The sequence below is a fragment of the Okeania sp. genome (assembly GCF_035285525.1).
GTDB lineage: Bacteria > Cyanobacteriota > Cyanobacteriia > Cyanobacteriales > Microcoleaceae > Trichodesmium.
The window spans coordinates 1-22,631 of the sequence record NZ_JAYKGW010000207.1 but is presented as its reverse complement, the minus strand read 5'-3'; the positions used below and the strand labels follow the sequence as shown (position 1 = coordinate 22,631).

Below are 22,631 nucleotides of genomic sequence, written 5' to 3'. Positions count from 1 at the left end.
ACCGGGAATGAGTGAAAATGTTCAACAACGTATTTTTGACCCTTTCTTTACTACCAAACCAGTTGGTCAAGGTACTGGATTGGGTTTGTCTATTTGTTATCAAATAGTTACGGAGCAACATGGAGGCAAATTGCAGTGTTTTTCGGAATTGGGGAAAGGTACAAGGTTTATGATAGATATACCAATTTAATCTAGTAGAGAGTAGGGACGTTGCATGCAACCTCCGTACAGAGTTGCATTCCGTACAGAGTTAACCCACCCCTAACCCCTCCCAGAAAAGTAGGTTGGGTTGAGGCATCGAAACCCAACTCAAGTAAATTCAGAAAACCTTTATTGTTGGGTTACAAAACCCAACCTACTCAGGACTTACTAAAAACTATAAAAGTGAAATTTTATTAAAAACTGGAGATTTACCAAAATCAAGTACGGACGTTGCATAACAAAAATGCGTTTCATGTCCGCTCAAGGGCAGAAAACGTCCCTACTTACTACTTACCTTTATGAAAACCATGAATAATAATATTATGTTTAACCTTCCCAACTACTATGTCAGGGAAAATTTATACCAAGGAACACGCACTCTGGTCTATCGTGGTCAAGGAAACTGGGACCAGAAATCAGTAATTATCAAAGTATTACGGAATCCTCACCCCAGTTTCCATGAATTAGTCCAATTCCGCAACCAATATATCATTACTCGTCATCTGGAACATCCAACTATTGTTAAACCTCTAGCCCTAGAACGCTATGGCAATAGCTATGCTCTAATCATGCCAGATTCAGGAGCGATCGCTTTGTCTGATTATTGGCCAAAATCAGAACCTAGTCTCAGCAATTTCCTCAATATTGCTATTCAACTGACAGAAGCTCTCCAATATCTGACTCAACAGTGTGTCATTCACAAAGATATTAAGCCTAGTAATATTCTCATCCATCCGCAAACTAAACAAGTTCAACTCATTGACTTTAGCATTTCTACTCTACTGCCTAGAGAACAACAACAGTTGATTAGTCCGAATATTCTGGAAGGAACTCTAGCTTACATTTCTCCAGAGCAAACCGGACGGATGAATCGAGGTATTGACTATCGCAGTGACTTTTATTCTCTTGGTGTCACATTTTTTGAACTCCTGACTGGAAAGTTGCCTTTTGAAAGCAGCGATCCGATGGAGTTAGTTCATTGTCATATTGCTAAAACACCAACTGTATTAGGAAATAGGGAGCAGGAAGTAGAGACTAGGGAACCGCAAGTAGGGACTAGGGAACCGCAAGTAGGGACTAGGGAACAGGAAGTAGGGACTAGGGAACAGGAAGTAGGGACGTTCGCATTTTTGTTTCCAACGTCCCTACAGAGTCAACCCACCCCTAACCCCTCCCAGGAGGGGAGTGTAGAAATACCTCAAATCCTCATCGACATTGTACTGAAATTAATGGCGAAAAATGCGGAAGACCGTTATCAGAGTGCTTTGGGTTTGAAGCACGATTTAGAGAAATGTCGGCAACAGTTAGAAACTACAGGAGAAATTATATCATTTGATTTGGGGGACAGGGATAGGAGCGATCGCTTTATGATTCCTGAAAAACTCTATGGACGGGAACCTGAAGTTCAAGCTTTATTGGATGCTTTTGATAGAGTTAGTAATCCCCCCCAACCCCCCTTTGAAAGGGGGGAGTTACCAAAAGAGAACCCAGAAACAGAAACCCGGTTTCTTCGAGTCAAAACATCCTCCCACCTCTCCCACACTCCCCGTCTTCTTCTAGTGGCAGGATTTTCTGGGATTGGCAAAACTGCTGTAATTAATGAAGTTCATAAACCTATAGTTCGGCAAAATGGATATTTTATCAAAGGTAAGTTTGACCAGTTTAATCGCAATATTCCGTTCTCTGCGTTTGTGCAAGCTTTCCGAGATTTGATGAAACAATTACTGAGTGAGTCAGATACAGAATTAACCACTTGGAAAACTGAAATTCTCAACGCTTTGGGAGATAACGCTCAAGTTATCATTGAGGTAGTACCAGAACTAGAAAATATTATCGGTAGTCAACCACCTGTTCCCGAACTTTCTGGCAATGCTGCTCAAAATCGTTTTAACTTACTATTTCAAAAATTTATCGGTGTATTTACGAGTGTTGAACATCCATTAGTTATATTTTTAGATGACTTACAATGGGCAGATTCAGCATCGTTAAATTTGATGAAAGTATTAATGAGTGGTGGAGAAACTAGATATTTATTACTGTTGGGAGCATATCGAGATAATGAAGTGTATCCAGCTCATCCATTGATGTTAACTTTAGCAGAATTAAAAGAAGAGCAGGCAGTTGTTTCTACAATTACTTTGCCACCGTTAGCAATTAATCATATCAATCAATTAATAGCAGATACTTTGAAATGTAGTCAAAAATTAGCTCAACCTTTGACAGAGTTAGTGTATCAAAAAACCAAAGGCAACCCATTTTTTACTACGCAGTTTTTGCAAGGGTTGCATGAAGATGAACTGATTAAGTTTAATTTGAAGTTAGGATATTGGGAATGTAATTTGTTGGAGGTGCGTGATGCAGTGATTACAGATGATGTGGTGGAGTTTGTGGCGGGGCGGTTGCAAAAATTGGTAGTAGGAACACAGGAAGTATTAAAGTTAGCAGCTTGTATTGGAAATCAGTTTAATTTAAAAACGTTAGCGGTGGTGTGTGACAAACCAGAAGCAGAGGTGGCAGCAGATATTTGGGGAGCGTTACAAGAGGGGTTGATTGTACCTATTTCTGAAAATTATAAGTTTTTTCAGGGTAGTGGGTATGAAAGCCAAACTCAGACAGTGGCAGTGAGTTATCGTTTTTTGCACGATAGAGTGCAACAAGCAGCTTATTCTTTGATTCCTGAAGACCGAAAACAAAGAACTCATTTACAAATAGGTCGAGGGTTGTTAAGTAATATTCCCAAAGAGGAACAAGCAGAATATATTTTTGATTTTATCAATCACTTAAATATTGGTAGATCATTAATTGATGATATCAGAGAGGAATGTCAACTAGCTCAATTAAATTTCATAGCTGGGAAAAAAGCCAAAGTGGCAACTGCTTACAGTGCAGCCATTGAATATTTATTAATTGGGTTGGAGTTACTCAGTGAAGATAGTTGGAACAGTGAATATAAATTAACTCTGGAATTATATAATTTAGTTACTGAAGTTGCTTACTTAAATGGAAATTTTGAGCAGATGCAGGAATTTACAGAAATTATTCTCCAAAATACCCAAACTTTACTCGACAAAGTACCCGTTTATGAAATTAAAATAACTGCTTGCATTGTCCAAAGTCAACAGCTAGAAGCAATTAAAATCGCAGGTTTAATTCTACAAGAATTAGGCGTTAACTTTCCAGAGCAACCACAACCTTCTGATATTCAGAAAGGTTTTGACCAAGTAGTTGAGAATTTGAAGGGGAAATCTATTCCTGATTTGATTGACTTGCCAATAATGAGCGTTCCCGAAAACGTTGCAGCTATGAAAATTTTAATGCAAACTCTTCCTGCTGCTTTTCAGAGCTATCAAGTTATGGTTCCATTGATCGCTTTTGAAATGGTAAAATTATCCTTGAGAGAGGGTAATACATCAATATCTGCTTACGGTTACAGTATTTATGGCTTACTTCTTTCTGGTTCTTTTGGTGATATTGATACTGGTTCCGAATTTGGAAAATTAGCCTTAAAAGTTTTATCAAAATTTAACGCTCAAGAACTGAAAGCCAAGATATTGACTGTTGTTAATGCCCATGTAGCTCATTGGCAAGCTCATATTAGAGAAACTTTATCACCTGCTCTTGAGGGTTATTCTGCTGGACTGGAAACTGGAGATTTTGAATATGTTGGTTATTGTGCTTACATTTATTTGACTCATTCTTTTTGGTTAGGAAAAAACTTAGATATTTTGGAAAAAGACCAGACAGTTTATATTGATTCCTTAAGGAGAGTTAAGCAGCAAGTGGCTTTAAATTGGTGTTGTATTTACCAACAAACTACTTTAAATTTACAAGGAAAGTCTGAACATTTGCATAGTTTAATTGGGGTAGCATACAACGAGGAGAAAATGCTACCTCTCCATCAACAAGCTCAAGATTTATATACTATTAATCATCTATTTATTAATAAACTTTTACTTAGTTATTTATTCAATGATTACTCTCAAGCATTAAATAATGCCAAAATTGCAGAAGAGTCTCTAGGAGGAGTAACTGGATTGGTTGTGGTTTCTCTGTTCTATTTTTATGATTCTTTAGTACGACTAGCAATTTATCCAGAAGTTTCTGTGTCGGAACAAGAAACAATTCTTGATAGAGTTCAAACTAATCAGGAAAAGATGAAGATATGGAAAAATCATGCTCCCATGAATTATTTGCATAAATTTAACTTAGTAGAAGCTGAACGATATCGAGTTCTTAATCAAAAATCAGAAGCTATTGAACTATACGATCGCGCCATTGTTGGAGCCAAAGAAAACGAATATCTTCAAGAAGAAGCACTTGCTAATGAACTAACAGCCAAATTTTACCTAAACTGGGGTAAAGAAAAAGTTGCAGCAAGCTATATGCAAGAGGCTTACTATTGCTACGCTCGTTGGGGGGCAAAAGCGAAAACTGACGACTTAGAAAAACGATATCCCCAATTACTACAACCTATTTTCCAAGCAGGAACCCAATCTCCTAAATTATGGGATACTCTGACAAATATTGCTGTACCTAAACTTTCAAGTCACTCGTCTAAGCTCCTGAATCATCAGTCTCAAACAATTATCAATACTACCCTTGATTTAGCCACCGTCTTGAAATCTTCTCAAGCTATTTCTGAAGTCATCCAACTCAACGAACTTCTCTATCAACTAAGTCAGATTATTCTGGAAAATTCTGGGGGCGATCGCTGCCTCATTTTCATCAGGGATGAAAATCATGTTTGGCATCTCAGAGCTGTTGCGACTACAGATAGCACCCAACTCTGTACCAAACTCCTCACAGATAATACTAACTTACCAGTTCAACTCATTCAATATGTTAAAAATACTAGAGAAGTATTAGTTATTAATAATATTGACACCGACTTACCAATTATTGATAACTATCTACAGCAAAATCAACCCCAAAGTATTTTGTGTTTACCAATGTTAAATCAGGGAAAATTGATAGGCATTCTCTATTTACAAAATCAACTGACTCGTGATGTATTTACCCCAGAGCGTATTCTCATGCTCAACTTTATTTCTAATCAAGCTGCCATCTCTATTAAAAATGCGCAACTGCATCAGAAATCGGAATTATCACTACAACAAGTCAAAAAATCAGAAAACTTACTCAGACAAATTATTGATACCATTCCCCAATACGTTTTCTGGAAAGATAGAAACTCGACTTTTTTAGGATGCAACCAAAAACTTGCTAAAATGGTAAATTTTAGTTCTCCCGAAGCTCTGATTGGTAAAAATGATTACGACATCCCTTGTACTAAAGAAGAGGCTGACTTCTTTCGAGAATGCGATCGCCGGGTGATGGAATCTAACCAACCTGAATTACACATTATTGAAACCCAAAGACAGAGTGATGGTACAATCAGGTGGCTAGACACAAACAAAATTCCATTGTGTGATGAAAATGGAGCAGTATACGGAATGTTAGGCAGCTACGAGGATATTACCGAGCGCATACAACTAGAGCAAGAACAAAAACGTCTCATTGCTATTTTAGAAATGACTTCTGACTATGTTGGTATTGTCGATACTCAATGCAGGGTATTATGGATGAATGCTCAATTTAAAAAACTACGACCAGAACTACATTCTGAGGGGAACTCATTTAAACTCACAGAAAACCATCCCCAGTGGGCAAATGAAATCATTTTCAATGAAGGCATTCCTATCGCTACTCGTGATGGAACTTGGTTTGGAGAAACAGCAGTTATAGATTCAACAGGACGAGAAATCCTAGTTTCTCAAGTTATTATTGCTCACAAATCTGCTGAGGGAGTGCCAGAATATTTTTCGACTACCATGCGGGATATTAGTCAGCTCAAAGCTACAGAAACTGCCCTCCGAGAAAAATCTGAAGCTTTAGAAAAAACTCTTCAAGAGTTACAAAAAACCCAATTGCAAATGGTGCAAAGTGAAAAAATGTCAGCATTAGGTAATTTAATGTCTGGTATTGCCCATGAAATCAATAATCCTTTGGGGTTTATTGCTGGCAATGTGCAAATAGCTCAAGAAAACTTATCTGATTTATTAGAGCATTTGGCTCTGTATGAGCAGAATAGTTCTACGGAAGTTCTGGCGAATCATGCTAAAGAGATAGATTTGGAATATTTACGAGCAGACTTCCCTAACGTTCTCAAGTCGATGAATGTGGGAGTCGAGCAAATGAGAAATATCAGCAGCAGTTTGAGAATATTTTCCCGCAAAGACCAGGAACATAAAGTAGCATTCAATATCCATGATGGGATTGAGAGTACATTATTACTCCTGAAGCATCGCACTAAAGCTGACGATAAACGTCCGTCAATAGAAATTATGAAACAGTATGAGGAAGTGCCAGAAATTAACTGTTTTCCTGGTCAGTTAAATCAGGTATTTATGAATATTTTGGCAAATGCGATTGATGCTTTTGATGACGCTAATCTTGGTAAAACTTATGCTGAGATTCAGGAGAAACCAAATCAAATTAAAATTCGCACTTCTCAACTAGATGAAAATCAAATACAGATTGAAATTGAAGACAATGGTCAGGGAATGAAACCAGAGACTAGAGACCGAATTTTTGAACAAGGGTTTACCACTAAAGGAGTGGGTAAAGGAACAGGTTTAGGAATGGCGATCGCCTACCAAATTATTGTTGAGAAACACAGTGGTGAGATTATTTGTGAATCTGTAGTTGGAGAAGGTACAACACTTGCGATTATTTTACCAATGTAATTTGGTAACACAGACATCTTGGCTGTAATATGATTCCGGATAATCAGTGAAAAAAAACTTGATCTTCTTCCCCTCCTGGGAGCAAGGCTAATTTATTGTCGCCAGAGAAAAATATTGAGGAGTACAATGATTAATGTCAAGTATTTAGTGAAGCTAACTATTCTATATTTAGTATTTAGAGCTTTAGATAAAAATGAACTTGTTACAAATATTAGCCCAGTTACCTGATTTTCGAGCTGCTAGAGGAAGACGTTATCCATTATGGTTAGTCTTACTATTAGTGATTATGGGTACAATGAGCGGTTGTTTCTCTTATTGTGCATTAGAAAATTTTGCTCGTCGTCATCACCAGGCCTTAAATCAAGAACTAGAGCTATCACCTTTAAGTTTTCCAACGGAATTCTACATTTCGGCGAATTATGACGAGAATTGATTTTGCTGAGTTGGCTCAAGTATTCAATCAATGGGCTAAACAGCAAATCTTAATTCAAGAGGCCGAATAGTTAGCAGTAGATGGTAAGAGTATTAGGTCTACGAACGAAGCTTGTGGTAGAGCTGTTTTTGTTAGGTTTTTACGGGCTGATGATTGGAGATTATGATGATTATTTGTTACTTAGAAAATATTCCTATTTTTGCCAACACCTTATTCTCAATCCGTATTTTCCAACTAATCGAATTTGCCGAACTAAATAGTAAAGAAAAGAGAGTGAATTAGGCAATAAAAAAAAATCTCGGTCTGTTTGACTTGGGGTTATCCAATAATCTAATAGAGGGATGATATCCTCTAGACGTTCTCTAACTTTCAAGTAGAAAAGCTTTCTTTCAAAACCTACATTTGGAGAATCAGTTTTATGGAAAAGCCACTCGCATACCTGAGTAGCGAGTAATTTAACCGTTGGTTCTGCTTGTATTTTGGATAAAATTTCTTCTGGAAGTGCTGTTCCCAAAAGTTGATTTGCTAGCAAAAGACCCAGTAATACTATTCGTGTAATACCTAGTTTAGTCGCTTGTTCTATTAGTAGTTCCCAATCTATTTTTTGATGACGAAGCAGTTCGGCAATATCACAAACTTGAATTAGCCGTTCCCGCTTGTCCCAACAGTCTTTGGCTATATATACGCAGAGGATTAAAAGTGAATCTTCCGAGGAAAAAGTAAATATAGTTCTATTAACCAAGGAAACTGGTTGAAGACGTTTCCACAACTCATTGAAATCAACAGGAAAGGAGAAGTATTTTGGTGTAATTGCTTGGTGAAGGTCTATATTAACTCTGCCTCCTTCACTAATAAAGTGACTTTCCCAAAATAGTTCTTTGGTCAGTTGATATTTATGAGAGGTCAGAAGTTGTTTGGCTCTATTTATATCTTGTTTATGAACTAGGATATCGAGGTCGCTAAACTGCCTTAATACTAAGTTGCCGTAAGCTGAAACTGCGAGGGATAGTCCCTTAAAAGGGATAGCGGGAATGCCGTTGTCTTGGAAAAGATTTAACAAATTGACTAGCTCACTCGTCAGAAATAGGTTACGCTGTGCATTAGTATGATAAAAATTCCGAAGCTGAGACAAGATAGATTTTGAAACTGCCTCTGGACAGGTAGAATTTAAACTTCGGTACAGGAGAGGCATGACACTGTGACAGATAGAGGTCTGGATGAGGTAAGTCCAGTCGATATCTTGTTGTAATAACCCCTTAATACGATTTTCTGTCGTCGGGTCTATCTGAGTTCTGGTGCAACACAGCAGTAGCTGGATTTCAGGGCGAGTGATTCGGGCTGATTCTTTAGTCAATAGTTGGGATTGAGTAACGGGAATAGTCATCATACTGTTGTACCTATAATTAATGCAGCATTGCATAAATGTGAGATGATTTTAATAGTTTTGTGGAATGGGCATCTTGCCCGTCCCTTATATTTTCGGACGGGTATCCTCCCCATCTCACTTATATTCATCTCTTAATTCAGCAACATCGTTTTACCTATAATGCTGGGCTTGTATTTCAAATAAGAAGCTATATAGAAGTCCTAAGCGTATCTTTGCAAAAGTGAGGATTTTTTGGTAAAGGAGTCAGGAGTTATTGATAAGTATTCAATCGAACATCGCATCAAGACGCTATATATAGTTAGTGCCTTTGCGTAAGTCCTGATAGTTATCAATATTCAAAGTCTGTTGCGCGATCATTATTAGTTGTTTAGTAATTATTTTTCCTACTTTTATCTCTCCCCACACCTCCCTGAGAAGTTAGAAGTTAGAAGTTAGAAGTCAGAAGTCAGAAGTGATACTCCCCACTCTCCCCAATCCTCTCACTTCAGTAACCTCTAGTTATTCCCATAGCAGCACTGACGGTAGTTGGTCTGGGTAAGCCAATCTAAGTAATTGGTAGCCTATTCCTGCCGCACCTTGGAAGAAACCGGGGTGAAAATCAAGAATCGGACCATAGCCATAATGTCCTTTGTATTCAGCACGGGCAACCACTTGTGAAGCAAGTTTCATAGCTGCATCTACTAATTCGGGTCGGTTTAGTTTACGCCCGGCAGTGAAGAGAAATTCTACTCGTCCCATGTTGCCACAGCATAGATGATCGATATCTGAGAGTCCATAGTTTAGGGTAGTGGTGATGGCTGCTTCTATGTCTTGGCGAATTTCTGGGGTATCGAGAATGTCTAAGGTAGCAACTCTAGCTAAACCAATCCCAGGGGCACCATGACACCATGAACACATACATTTAGGATTATCTTTGGTTTGGGGTTGTCTAAAGTCTGGCCAGTTGTTCAGTTCGGGAATAAAGACACTGCGTTCGTAGGCGATCGCCTCTTCTGCTGCTTCTTTAAAGCGGGTTTCACCAGTGGCTTTATAGAGGCGAAGTAGAGCGTAGGCTATTCCGGCTGCACCATGAGAGAAACCTGTGAGAAGTTTTCCATCTAAGGTTGCCCAGGTTCGATGACCTGATTCACTGACGACACGGTTATTAAGGAGATGGTTACCAGAAAGTATGGCTTTATGTAAAACTTCTTGATCGACAGATTGACTATATAAAGCTAATAATACCAAAATTGTGTGTGATGAACCTGATAAAATATCAAATTTTCGGTCAGCCAATATTATATTAGGCGGAATGTCCACAACGATCTTGTAAGCATCATCTAGGAAAAGTGATATATCTAGCAAATTGTTAACAGTAACTATTGAATAGAGAGTTGAAATATATCTTAACCAAACATCACTATTAATTGTTTCTGAAATTTTTGTAGATGTTAATTGTTTAATTTTTCTATGTAAATTCTCTATATTTATTCTTACAAGATAATCAAATTTTGTTTCTCCAATATTTTTTTTAAAAGCTGACAAAAAAACTGTTAAACCAGAAATTCCATCATACATTCCCAAACTTAAAGGAGCAATTTGAAAACTTTCAATATCAAAACTATATTGAGGCGATATCCAGGTTACATTACTTTTATCTATGGAGTAAATGGCTCTCTTTTCAATATCTTCAGCAATAGAAAAATTTTTACTTAAACAAATATTATGACTTAGGATATTAGTAGAACTTTTGAATGAGATGTTATGATTGCCAAAATACTGTATTGTTGCATGAGCATTTTCGGTTATTCTTGAGTACAATGAACCTTTAATTAAATCAACTTGTTTCTCCAAATCATCATTATTTAAACTATTCAAATACTCAATAACTAAATTTTCCCCACTTTGAGAAAAAAAATTATCAAAAACTTTATTGTCTGAGAAAAATAAAGTTTTTGTTCCTGAATTAGTAAAGAATAGAGGAATGTCTAATTTCTCCAACGCCTTTCTTTCTTCTTTTACCAAAGGATGTAGTGTCGGTGAGTTCCCAGGCAAAAACATCACTCTAGCAATAATATCTAATTGCATACTCCAGGTAGCACCATTTTCCAGATGCTTTGGATCAAGTAATGTCTTTAAAATTAGTTGATATATTTTTGTCGAACGAAAAATGTATCGAGTCCTTTCAGATTTAAACCATTTTAAGAGACCTTCTTCTCTCAAAATTCTTAGCTTGTTTTTTATTAAAAAAACATACATTTCGCTAAATCCGTTAATAATATCCTCAACAAATTCACTAATGTTTAAAGATATATAGTTTAACAACGGATTATTATGGCTTTCAGTATTTATTTCATTTTCATATATAATTTCCATTGCATCCGTATTAATATTATTAACGACAGCTGTTGAAATCGATGTTTTTTGTTCACCAAAGCTACCCCATCCACTTATGTCAAACTTTTGATTTTCCAAGCCTAACTGCCACCTAGGTAACAATCCAGTGCGAATTACAGAATAACCCATTTGACGTTTAGCAATATATTCAGAATTTTTCTCATTTTCTATATTGTCAAGTTTTTTTGGCCAAGGATGCATAAGGGTTTCTAAATCAATTAGAACTGGATGTTCGCCACAGGCAATAATATTTTCTTTATGTAAATCTGTTATATTTAAAACATAAGTTAAACACAGTAAAGAACCAGAACGCTCATAATAACGTTTTGCTTCTTCCGGATTTTTACATGGTAAATTCTCTATTAATTCTACCCAACCATAAGTTGATCGATTTAATATTTTTAGTAATTTAAAATTCCTGTAAAATCTTTGCTCATTGAACCATGCTAGTAACTTAAAATATTTTTCCTCTAAGCTGATACTCTTAGGTTTGTAGATCAGTTTAAGTCCTGATGCAAAATGTAATGCAATCACAGAACGTCCATTGTAATGGTAATCAGACAAACCACATTGTATAGCAACAACTTGCTTGATATCAAAATTGGGATGAAATTTTCTGTTAATTTCATGCCAGTCTGAATCTAAGCGTGTAATCAACTCTATAGTGGACTCAATCCACAAATGAGTTGCAATCGCCATTAATCGAGCTAATACAGGTTTTTCTTGTAATAAAACTAATAAATGACCTTTAAGTAACTTGTGAATAAAATTTTGATAGCAAGAATGTTTTGTAGACTCATTAAGTACACGAGTCACAACAGAAGATTGTTGACAAGCTCGAAAAACTGAAAACTCCAGTTGCATCGACGGCAAACATAGCTCAGATAAACGTTTTAAAAGATTACGCTCTAAGCTGACATGGGCTTGATTATTCAGTAAATCATATCTACATTCAAGACGAGATATTAATTTTTGCTTTGCTATCCCAATTAATGGCAACAAAACTTCCTGAAACGGAATAGGTTCTTGATCGTATAAAAAACTATTACTTTTAGTATCTTCTGTTCCTAAAGTATTTAATTTCAATAAGTTAATGATTTTAAGATACTCATCTAGAATTATTGCCCATTCTGGTAGGTAATTACTATTATCTAGATGTACAGAACAGAAAGCACGGTAAGCTGTTTTTTCATCAAGACCATAATTAGCAAGATGTACCTTAAAGTTTGCCCAGTTTCCTTGAGTTGCTACTTCACACCACTGATAAGTTTTAGAACAGATTATTTGAGAATTTTCTTCAGAAGCATCGGTTATAAATTTATCACTCAAACGTTCAGTAATTGTACTTGATTTTTCTATTATTTCAATAAGACTATTGTGAATAGTTTTAGGATCATACATCAGCTTAAATTGTTTGAAATATAATACAATAAAAGAAATAAGAGAAACAGACTTTTTCAATAACATTCTGTATGTTCTGTCCTCTATTTCTTGATCTAGATATGCAGAGTTACTGATTAGGACTTACGCATGAACGCGACTGGTAGGGTGTGTTAGTGTATCTCGTAAGGGACCAATACTCTATACATAGTGCCTCCCGTGTAAGTCCTGTGATGTTATTAAACTTTCTAAAAACTCAAGATCAGTTACTTTTTATAACTTATGTTGTACAGCTAGAACCCATTTCAAAAGAAGAACCACAGTATCCTACTGAAATTTTTTCAAATAAGGGCTGTTGCTTTCGCTCAGACTTGATATCATCAAACCATTCAGTCATACGAGGTACTGATTTATCACCCATTTCAGGTATGACTATAAAAAGCTTCTGAGGAGTTTCTTCAAGACTCTTAATTGTAATATTTTTTGATATATTGGTATTAAATTTTTGTTCAAGTACCGTTTTTGAGTCAAGTATTAGTTTTTGTTTATAATCTTGATCCTTCCAAATATGAAGCAAAAGGATTACACTACTTTCTTCATCCAATAAGGTGTTTTTTTGCTGTTCCAAAACCCACTGAGCTACATCCTCATAAGTCATCCCTAAAGAAGCCTGTAACTCTTCCTCAGACATTCCCTCATAAGGATTACAAGGCAACACCATATAAATAGTATCTTCCGTTTCCTCAAGTACCTTAATCTCAAGGTCTTCAGGTAACTTTGTCTCTAATTCTTCTTCAATCACAGCCTTCGGATTTGCAATCAACTCTCGCTTAAAATCCTCATCCTTCAAAGCACGAGTAATCAGATGAATTTCTAAATCCTTGCGAGTTTTTACACCCAACTGAGAATTGGGTTTAAACTGAAAAGACCACAAAGGCAAATTTGGATTCATTATTTCATGACTAGACATGGTAAAATATCCTTAAATTAGTTGATTTTTTTGTTTTTCAGGACTTACATAAAGGCACTCTCTATAGAGTCTTGGTGCGTTACGCTACCGCTTTACATATCAGCGACAGCCGTTAGCGGAGCTTTGCGGAACGCCAAACACACCCTACCAATAGCGCTCATGGGTAAAACCTATTTTTGTAAAATTTTAGCTCCAGCTAAAATAGAGCCTAATGTTATCAAGCCGAAGATAGATGATGGCTCAGGAGTACAAACTATACCTTCTTCTGATATGTCGTCTGAGTCAATCATTTCTAATCCTAAGACTTTCAGGGGTTTGCCATTTTTCAAACAAATATAGACCTGATCTTCATCATCCCCTTCTTCTTCAACAACTCCTCCTTGACCAAGGCCAGCAAATTTCCATGCTTCAAGAGTAAAATTTTGAGTCGCATAAGCAGAAGTATAACTTAGTATCAAAATGGCTATTGTGGATAGAGACAACAATTATTTATTGTTGTAGACACTTCTAAAGGCTAGGATAATAATCTCCACTCCTTCTTTTTAAGATTTTCTGTTCCCTGAAGTGGCACACGAATATAGTCAGCCATATTCTTAAGATCACCAATCACCACCCTCCCCTCACTTTCCACCCAAGCATGGGCTGACATCCGCCCACCCTTATTTCTAGTGAAACCAATACGAAGGTTAGAGCTATAACCGCGCTGTTCCAATAATACCTGAGTAGCCAAAGCCTGAGCTAGACATCTGACACCCCGTACATAGCGGCTAGCTACTCTTACTGTCCACACTACTTTTTCTGCATAAGTCGATTCTGATATCTGCAACTTTGCAGTTGGCTGAAATACTTTTGCTAGAAGGCGGTACAAAGTCTGAAAAGGCAAGAATTTCAGTCCTACCCGAATTACCGCAAGCAAAAGAAATGCCTTAACTAGCAGGAGTTGTTCCAAGAGGTTAAGTTGTAAGAACTTATGCAGCTTTTTTACTTTCAATGAATGTTAGGGATTGAATAATGGTACTTAGACATTTTCTAGTAGGAAAAATGCCTCAAATTTAGATCGGTTAGGGCTTATGCAGAAACCGGGTTTATCAACCAAATTTATTGGTTAGAACCACAATCTCACTGCAATCAGCCCGGTTTCTTAGTTGCTTTGCGTAAGTCCTGTCAGTAATAGCCGAACGAAGACATACCATTACCGTTGTAAGATAGTCTGGAATTACAGCTTTGATTTACTTAAAATCAATAATATCCATCACCAAAAAATAAAGCAATAGCAAATCAGCTGTTTTACTCAATCTTTATATAGTTAAAATATGTGAATATATTAGTTTTTCAAATATTTCTAAAATTCACATAAAACAATTGATATTTTACACAATTATACTAAGTATCAAAATAACAAAATTATGTTTATACAAATATTTTAAAAATTTTATATTTAATACCAAGATCATCTATCACTATAATTTTAATCATCAAAAAATGTTGATTTATGTTAAGCAATTATGCCAATATCTCTGACTATTTATCAATTAACAATCAAGATATAATCAGGATTTCAAACTATTTATATGTGGAATTTGACAGTAGATTTGATATTAAGAAGTAAAAACCGTGTAACTACGGAGATACGTTAGACTTATCAGTACAGCTTATAACTACTTGGTAGTAGATTTCCAGGGATTATAGGGTTTGATCTTCATCAAATCTTCACAAATTCAGTCACAACAAGGGAAAAACTTCTCTCATTTATAGCGCTACGCGCTAGGGAATAGGGAACAGGAGACTATCAAAGGGTTTTTCGTATAGGGAAATGCTCCGCAAACAGAATTTAGAAATATTCGTGCCGTTTGCTTCGACTGCTATATCATTCCAAATACCTGACTTTTGTTTTTTTGCTAAATATTCTTTGTAACTTCAAAGCATCACCATTGGGACAAGTAGAATAGTCCTCACTCGATCTATCTAGACTATTGAACAACAGTAATCTAGTAGCAGACTCTTCCTTTTCTCCAGTTCCTACTCAAGATCAAGATTCTTGAAATTGAGAAAATAGGGAGGCAATAACTTCATTTTGATTAATACTTCGACTCTGTTCTAAAGCTTCTTTTAAAATACTTATTAATAATCCTGATAAAACTTGAGATTCTTTAATTTTTTTACTGCCACCATCAACCATAGCCAAAGCAATAATATCTACATTTTTAACATCAACTATCCAATATTCTTTGACTTTTAAATCTTCATAGATTAACCTTTTTTTCACCTTTATTATTTGCCAGTGAAATATTGGCTATTTCTATGACTAAATCTGGGGATGGATATCTATCTAAATCTACAATAGAAGTTCCCCAAGGAATAATATTAGAATGATCACCTATATAGTAGGAAATATCTGGTTGTACTTATTGAAGTCCGGTTTTTCTATAACTACAATTAGTTAAACTTTTACTTCTAATATTTTTGAGGCTACAGAAAATACCAAGAGCTATAGCAATAAGTGAATTATCCTTGGCGCGATCGTAACTTACTGGTGATATTTCTATTCTGAGTTTTCCTTGATAATAATAAGATTTTGCTCTAGTGTAAATGGGATTTTCAATAGTTTGGAGATATTCATTCCCAGTAGCTGAAACCCATGTATCTGTGGGAAGTTTTATTTGTAAATTCGTCATATATTTAATTGGGATATAGTAATTATTTCATTATCATATTAAATTCATTTTCAGGAAATAGGTATGGAGGTATGGAGAGAATAGAAAAAAAGTATATTGGCAAATATTGAGATGTATCAATTATCTATTAATGAAATAGCAAGAGAGTTTTTATTTTGAGCATTTTTTTCTTTCTTAGTTCTTAACTTCTTATATAAAATATGGTTGCACAGTAGTGGTCATTGCGACGATAGGAAGCAATCTCTTAAAATTATGAAATTGCTTCCTTCCACTCCGTTGCAGTCGCAATGACTTGAGTTTATTAATTATCTGGATTTTATATTACTTCTTCCTTCTTAACTTCTTAACTTCTTAACTTCTTATTTCTTAACTTCTTCCTTATTTCTGAGTAAATGCCCAAACTCCATTCCAATTTATGGGAATACCATTGACCATCAACTCATCAATTCTTTCCAAATAAAGTTTAGCTGTTTCATCTGCACAATTAACCACCAATACTTTCTCAAAACAAACTTTAGCTGCTACTAAATCTCCTAAACGATAATAGTCTAAACCCTGCTGAAAATCTCCTTGAGTTTCTAACTTTAACTCTCGGATAAAATCTACTTCACCATCCAACACTTCATAAACATTAATCGGTTCATCTCTACCCTTCACCGATGCCCTATCTAAAAACCTCATTTGATATTTTTCTGGATTTTTTAAACAGTTAAAAGCTGACTCAGAAATTAATAAAGAAACACCATAAAACTTAGTTAAACCTTCCAAACGAGACGTCAAATTTACATTATCAGAAACTGCATCTCCAGACATCCTACCTTTCTCTCCCACTATCCCCACCATCATGTTACCCCAATGAATACCTATGCCAATTTTAATTACAGGTAAACCCTTTTCTTTCAAGTTCCGATTATATTGTTGTAACTTCTTTAATTGAGCAATAGCAGCATCAACCGCATCATCACTACCATCAGGAAATACTGCCATAATTCCATCTCCCATAAACTTAATAATTAAACCATTCCGGTCTCTAATCTCTGGACAAACTTGTTCTAAATAACCATTAAGAAAAGCAAAAGTTTCTTGAGAAGTCATCTTTTCTGACATAGTTGTAAAATAACGAATATCAGAAAAGAAAATAGCCATTTCTTTGCTGACTCTATCTCCTAACTTCACATTAAGAATACTTTCTTTTGAGAGTAATGTCACATATTCATGAGGCACAAAACGTTCATAAGAATTAGTAATTTTTGATAATTGAATATGAGTTTTAATTCTAGTTAATAACTCATCTTTTGCAAAAGGTTTAGTTAAATAATCATTAGCGCCAAATTGAAAACCCATCACTAAATCAGCCACTTGATTTTTCGCAGTTAACATTAAAATAGGTAAAGCCTCCGTTGGATATTTTTCTCTAATTTGGGCGCAGACTTCATAACCACTTATATTTGGCATCATTACATCTAACAAAATTAGGTCAAAATTCTCATGTTTAGCTATAGCATCTAAAGCTTCTTTTCCATTTAAAGCTTGAGTAACTTGATAGTGATTTGCGGTCAAATGGTTAGTTAAAACTTGCACATTTATCGGTTCATCATCAACAACTAAAATATGGAAATCACCATTTGCTAAATGATTTTCATCTGGTTGAATATCTGGGGATGTTTCTACTGTCTCCTTAACTTTAGAAACAAAAATATTTGGAGGATCGGCTACAGATTTTTCGGAAATGGGTAAAGTAAAACTAAAACTAGAACCAACACCAACCTCAGACTGTACCCAAATGCGACCCCCATGAAGTTCAACTAATTGTTTGGTGATAGCTAATCCTAAACCTGTACCACCATATTTTCTGGCTATGGAACCTTCTCCTTGTTCAAAAGATTTAAAAATACTGTCTAGTTTATCGCTGGGAATACCAATACCAGTATCAGAAACTGTAATGATTAGTTCCTGAGATGGCTGAATATTTTGATTTTGACTGGAATCTTCTGAGGGGGAAACTAGAGTAGGAGGATTTATATAATTATTAGTAATTAGTGCTGCTAAAATTTCAATTTTACCAGAGTCAGTAAACTTGATAGCATTACCAATTAAATTGTAGAGAATTTGTTGTAAACGGTTTTCGTCTGCAAAGACTGGTGGTAAATTTCTGGGAAGAGTATTGATTAAATGTAGATTTTTATTTTTGCTGACTAATAGATTTAAGGTGACTACTGTTTCTACCACCACAAAAATATCAACTGCTTTCATTTGTAATTCTAGTTTATTGTATCTAATCTTAGAAAAGTCGAGAATATCGTTAACTAAATTAGAAAGACGACGAGCGCTAGATACAATCATGTTTAAGTTAGAAGTGGTGGTACTATTGAAGTTTTGGGCAGGATCTCCGAGAAGAAATTCACCAATACCAATAATGCCATTGAGTGGAGTGCTTAGTTCATGGGAAGTGTTGGCTAAAAATTCGTCTTTGAGGCGGTCTAATTTTTTCAGTTCTTTATTTTTCGCTTCTAGGATATCAAAGGAGTTTTTCAGTTGAGTTGCCATACTGTTAAAAGACTGAGCAAGTTCTCCTACTTCATCATTACGGCGAATATCAAGTTGATTTTCCCATTTGCCTTCTGCGATTTTTTTGGCAGCAGAATTAACTTGTGATATTGGTTTGCTAATCCAGTAAGCAGTAACTATCCCAAAGAATATGGCGACAGTTAGAGCTGTAATACTCAAGAAAATAGTAGTTTTGGTGTTAGCGTTGATTTTTTCCATAAAGTCTGTTTCGGGAACTACAACAACTACTAACCAATCAATACCCCGTCCGTCTCTAACTGGCACCACACTAACATAATACCACTTTTTACTTATCTGAAAATTAAGTTGCTGACTGCGATTAATTTTTTCTAAACTACCAAAAGTTTTTTCTAGATGAGTTGCAGTAGCAATGACTATAGGATTACCACTATCCATAGCGTGTAAGCGTTCTATTTCTCGATCGCTATCAATTTTAGTAATTACAAAAGGTTCAGGAATTTTGGAACCAGCAATTATATTTCCCGATCGCTCCATGATAAAACTTTTGCCATTAGGACTAATCTCTAAGTTATTAAGGAATGCTGTCATCTTTATTAAGCTAGTTTCATTAGCTAATACTCCGATGAAATCACCATTATCATCAAAAATAGGTCTGAGAGCAGATATATCTAAAGATGTATTCTCTTCAGAAAAACCAGCATAAATAGGACTCCATGTAGGTAAGCCTACTTTTTTGGCTTTTTGATACCAGGGACGAATGCGCGGATCGTACTTTCTCGCTTTCACGAATTTACTTATTTCGCCATTCTCATCTAACTGATAAGCTTCACGGAATCCTTGAGTAGCTGTAGTTCGAGTCCTCAACATCATACTTTTATATTCGGGATCATATTTGACTCCAACAAACACCCCCTGTTCGTTACCAAAAAAAAGATTGAATTCTTCCGGTTTGCGATCAGGAAAAAGATTGTTCTCCCGCTGCTGCTCTGTAATGATTTGCCAAAAGTACAACTGCATTTTTCTAAAGTCGTAAGCATCAAAGTTACCACTGGTAATAGCATCATTGATTATTTTTACTCCCTGATAGGTTCTCTCTAAATAATCTAAAATGTGTTGCTGGATACGAGTGCTAATTTCCAAAGTTAACTTATCTGCTAAAGTATCAACTGATTGGCGTCCATTGATAAAAGAAAAATATCCAACTAATCCTACAGCAGTTACAATTTGCAGGATAAAGGGGACAATAAGAACAGTTTTTAAAGGAAGTTTGTTAAACATTTTACCCTAATTAATAATGGATAATTGATAATGGATAATTGATAATTAATCCATTCGCTTTAAAACCTCTCTTTATTCAGGAGAAACAGGAAAACTTGTTAACTTGAAAAACAAACCCATTCCTAAGCTTTACAGAATTTTTGGTGTATTACATCATTAGGGGTCAATGGCCGTTAACCTCTAAATATAGTTTACAGGGAATAGGGAACCCACAAACCCGGTTTCTTTGAGAAAAGGAATAGGGAACCCAGAAACCTGGCTTCTTTGAGAAAAGAAATAAGGAACCCAGAAACCCGGTTTCTTTCCGTGAGAGATGTGGGTAATGGATAGCTCCTCTAGATAACCAAAGCCTGCTTTTACTTACTTTTGACTGCAAAAAGTAGACTTTTGACTCAAGCTAACCAATAACTTTTAAAAAAATCGATCATTACCATGAATATCTAGGAAGCCTATGTAAGAATGCTTAATAGTTTTGCCCACTTAGTTAAGAACTATAAAGTAACCATAAATTATGGAACCACTTTATCAATATGCTTGGTTGATTCCAGTACTACCCCTACTTGGAGCAACATTGGTTGGCTTCGGGTTAATCTCTTATAGCGAGGCCACCACTAATCTGCGACGGGGTTCAGCAATATTTATCGTTTCCCTGTTAGGAACGGCAATGGTTATGTCCTTTGCCCTGTTCTGGAGTCAATTTAATGGCCATGAAACCTATACTCAAATGTTTGAGTGGGCAGCAGCAGGTGACTTCAGGCTCAGTATGGGCTATACCATCGACCACCTAACTGCCCTCATGTTAGTCATCGTCACCACCGTTGCTTTCTTAGTAATGGTTTATACCGATGGTTATATGGCTCACGACCCTGGATATGTACGCTTTTATGCCTACCTGAGTTTGTTCAGCTCTTCCATGCTAGGCTTAGTAGTCTCTCCAAACTTAGTCCAGGTCTATATATTCTGGGAATTAGTAGGTGTATCCTCTTACCTACTAATTGGTTTCTGGTACGACCGCAAAGCAGCCGCTGAGGCTTGTCAAAAAGCTTTCGTTACTAACCGTGTCGGTGACTTTGGCCTCCTACTAGGAATGCTCGGCATTTACTGGGCCACAGGTAGCTTTGAATTTGAAGTAATGGGAGTTCGCTTAGAAGAACTCGTAGAAACAGGCGCTCTGGGGGTTGGTTTAGCCACCCTGTTCGGTGTTTTAGTGTTTTTAGGACCTGTGGCCAAATCAGCCCAATTCCCATTGCACGTTTGGCTCCCAGATGCAATGGAAGGCCCAACACCAATTTCGGCCCTCATTCACGCTGCGACAATGGTAGCTGCTGGAGTATTTCTCATTGCCCGGATGTACCCAGTATTTGAACATCTGCCAGTAGTAATGAATATTATTGCTTGGACAGGAGCTTTTACCGCTTTTCTGGGGGCAACCATCGCCATTACGCAAAATGACATTAAAAAAGGTCTGGCCTATTCCACCATTTCCCAGTTGGGCTACATGGTAATGGCAATGGGTGTAGGTGCTTATAGCGCTGGACTATTTCACCTAATGACTCACGCTTATTTCAAAGCCATGTTGTTCCTCTGTTCTGGTTCAGTAATTCATGGTATGGAGGAAGTAGTTGGCCATAATCCAGCTTTGGCTCAAGATATGCGGTTAATGGGAGGACTAAGGAAATATATGCCCATTACCTCTAGTTGCTTTTTAATCGGTACTCTGGCAATTTGCGGTATTCCTCCTTTTGCGGGTTTTTGGTCAAAAGACGAAATTCTCGGCAGTGCATTTACAGCTAACCCCGCTTTGTGGTTGATCGGTTGGGCGACCGCTGGTATGACTGCTTTTTATATGTTCCGGATGTATTTCTGTACTTTTGAGGGTGAGTTCCAAGGTAATAATCAGGAAATTAAACAGCAATTATTAGCTGAAAATGCTGCTCCGGTTTTGAGTTCTGGCCCTGAAGTAGAAAGTGGCCATGATGACCATGACCATGACCATCATCATAGTCACTCTCCCCATGAGTCTCCGATTAGCATGACTTTACCATTGATGGTTTTGGCAGTTCCTTCGACAATTATTGGTTTATTCGGAACGCCTTTTGCTAATTATTTTGAACAGTTTATTTATGCTCCTGGGGAATCTTTAACAGAAGTATTAGAGAAGTTAGCAGAGTTTGACCAAACAGAATTTCTAATTATGGCAGGAAATTCTGTAGGTATTGCTTTAATTGGTATTACTTTTGCTTCTCTAATGTTCCTAAGTCGTAAAATTGATAGTGATGCGATCGCTGCCAAAATCAAACCTCTTTACAACTTTTCTTTAAACAAGTGGTATTTAGACGACATCAACGATTATCTATTTGTCAAAGGTAGTCGTCGTTTAGCACGGCAAGTTTTGGAAGTAGATTATAAAGTAGTTGATGGAGCTGTTAACTTAACAGGTTTCATTACTCTCTTGAGTGGGGAAGGTTTAAAATATTTAGAAAATGGTCGCGCTCAGTTCTATGCCTTAATTGTATTTGTAGCAGTTTTGGGTTTGGTGATTTTTTCTGGAATTTAATTCAGTGAATAGAAACCTAACCCCCCAACCCCCTTCCCTACGAGGTATTCAGGAGCATTTCTCCCCTATCCTTGCAGGAGAGGGGTTGGGGGAGAGGTC

Annotated in this window: 12 protein-coding genes; 4 read left to right on the top strand and 8 right to left on the bottom strand. The window is 36.4% G+C overall.

What is annotated here, in order from left to right; all coding sequences use genetic code 11:
* The 3 genes from VKJ25_RS19475 to VKJ25_RS19465 form a co-directional block, all read left to right on the top strand.
* Nucleotides 1-190: sensor histidine kinase (locus VKJ25_RS19475; protein ID WP_324238300.1), on the top strand; the 190-nt coding region annotated here is incomplete at its 5' end.
* 310 nt (nt 191-500) lie between these two features.
* Nucleotides 501-6,947 (top strand): AAA family ATPase, encoded by a 6,447-nt coding sequence (locus tag VKJ25_RS19470; RefSeq protein WP_483143749.1) that lies wholly within the window; start codon nt 501-503, stop codon nt 6,945-6,947.
* Nucleotides 6,948-7,140: 193 nt separating this feature from the next.
* Complete coding sequence (locus tag VKJ25_RS19465) at nt 7,141-7,380, top strand: transposase family protein (protein WP_324238298.1); 240 nt, start codon at nt 7,141-7,143, stop codon at nt 7,378-7,380.
* 193 nt (nt 7,381-7,573) lie between these two features.
* Here the strand turns inward: VKJ25_RS19465 and VKJ25_RS19460 are convergent, their stop codons facing one another.
* From VKJ25_RS19460 to VKJ25_RS19425, 8 genes are all read right to left on the bottom strand, one after another.
* The gene (locus VKJ25_RS19460; protein ID WP_324238297.1) at nt 7,574-8,767 is read right to left on the bottom strand and encodes a nucleotidyltransferase domain-containing protein; all 1,194 of its coding nucleotides are present in this window, start codon (nt 8,765-8,767) and stop codon (nt 7,574-7,576) included.
* Between the two features lie 498 nt (nt 8,768-9,265).
* Nucleotides 9,266-12,544: a type 2 lanthipeptide synthetase LanM family protein gene (locus tag VKJ25_RS19455; RefSeq protein ID WP_324238296.1), complete on the bottom strand. Its 3,279-nt coding sequence runs from the start codon at nt 12,542-12,544 to the stop codon at nt 9,266-9,268.
* A gap of 259 nt (nt 12,545-12,803) precedes the next feature.
* Nucleotides 12,804-13,493, bottom strand: a complete 690-nt coding sequence (locus VKJ25_RS19450) for an NHLP leader peptide family RiPP precursor (RefSeq protein ID WP_324238295.1) — start codon at nt 13,491-13,493, stop codon at nt 12,804-12,806.
* 170 nt (nt 13,494-13,663) lie between these two features.
* Nucleotides 13,664-13,975 (bottom strand): PEP-CTERM sorting domain-containing protein, encoded by a 312-nt coding sequence (locus VKJ25_RS19445; protein ID WP_324238294.1) that lies wholly within the window; start codon nt 13,973-13,975, stop codon nt 13,664-13,666.
* A 32-nt stretch (nt 13,976-14,007) separates the two neighbouring features.
* Complete coding sequence (locus tag VKJ25_RS19440; protein ID WP_324238293.1) at nt 14,008-14,442, bottom strand: lasso peptide biosynthesis B2 protein; 435 nt, start codon at nt 14,440-14,442, stop codon at nt 14,008-14,010.
* Between the two features lie 1,080 nt (nt 14,443-15,522).
* Nucleotides 15,523-15,759, bottom strand: a complete 237-nt coding sequence (locus VKJ25_RS19435) for a hypothetical protein (protein ID WP_324238292.1) — start codon at nt 15,757-15,759, stop codon at nt 15,523-15,525.
* 139 nt (nt 15,760-15,898) lie between these two features.
* Entirely contained in the window at nt 15,899-16,168 is a 270-nt protein-coding gene (locus VKJ25_RS19430; protein ID WP_324238291.1) for a hypothetical protein, read from the bottom strand.
* A gap of 378 nt (nt 16,169-16,546) precedes the next feature.
* On the bottom strand, nt 16,547-19,975 hold the full coding sequence (locus VKJ25_RS19425; protein ID WP_324238290.1) for a response regulator: 3,429 nt from the start codon (nt 19,973-19,975) through the stop codon (nt 16,547-16,549).
* 511 nt (nt 19,976-20,486) lie between these two features.
* On the opposite strand from VKJ25_RS19425, the gene VKJ25_RS19420 reads away from it, so the two are divergent.
* The gene (locus tag VKJ25_RS19420) at nt 20,487-22,532 is read left to right on the top strand and encodes an NAD(P)H-quinone oxidoreductase subunit 5 (RefSeq protein WP_324238289.1); all 2,046 of its coding nucleotides are present in this window, start codon (nt 20,487-20,489) and stop codon (nt 22,530-22,532) included.
* Nucleotides 22,533-22,631 lie beyond the last annotated feature (99 nt).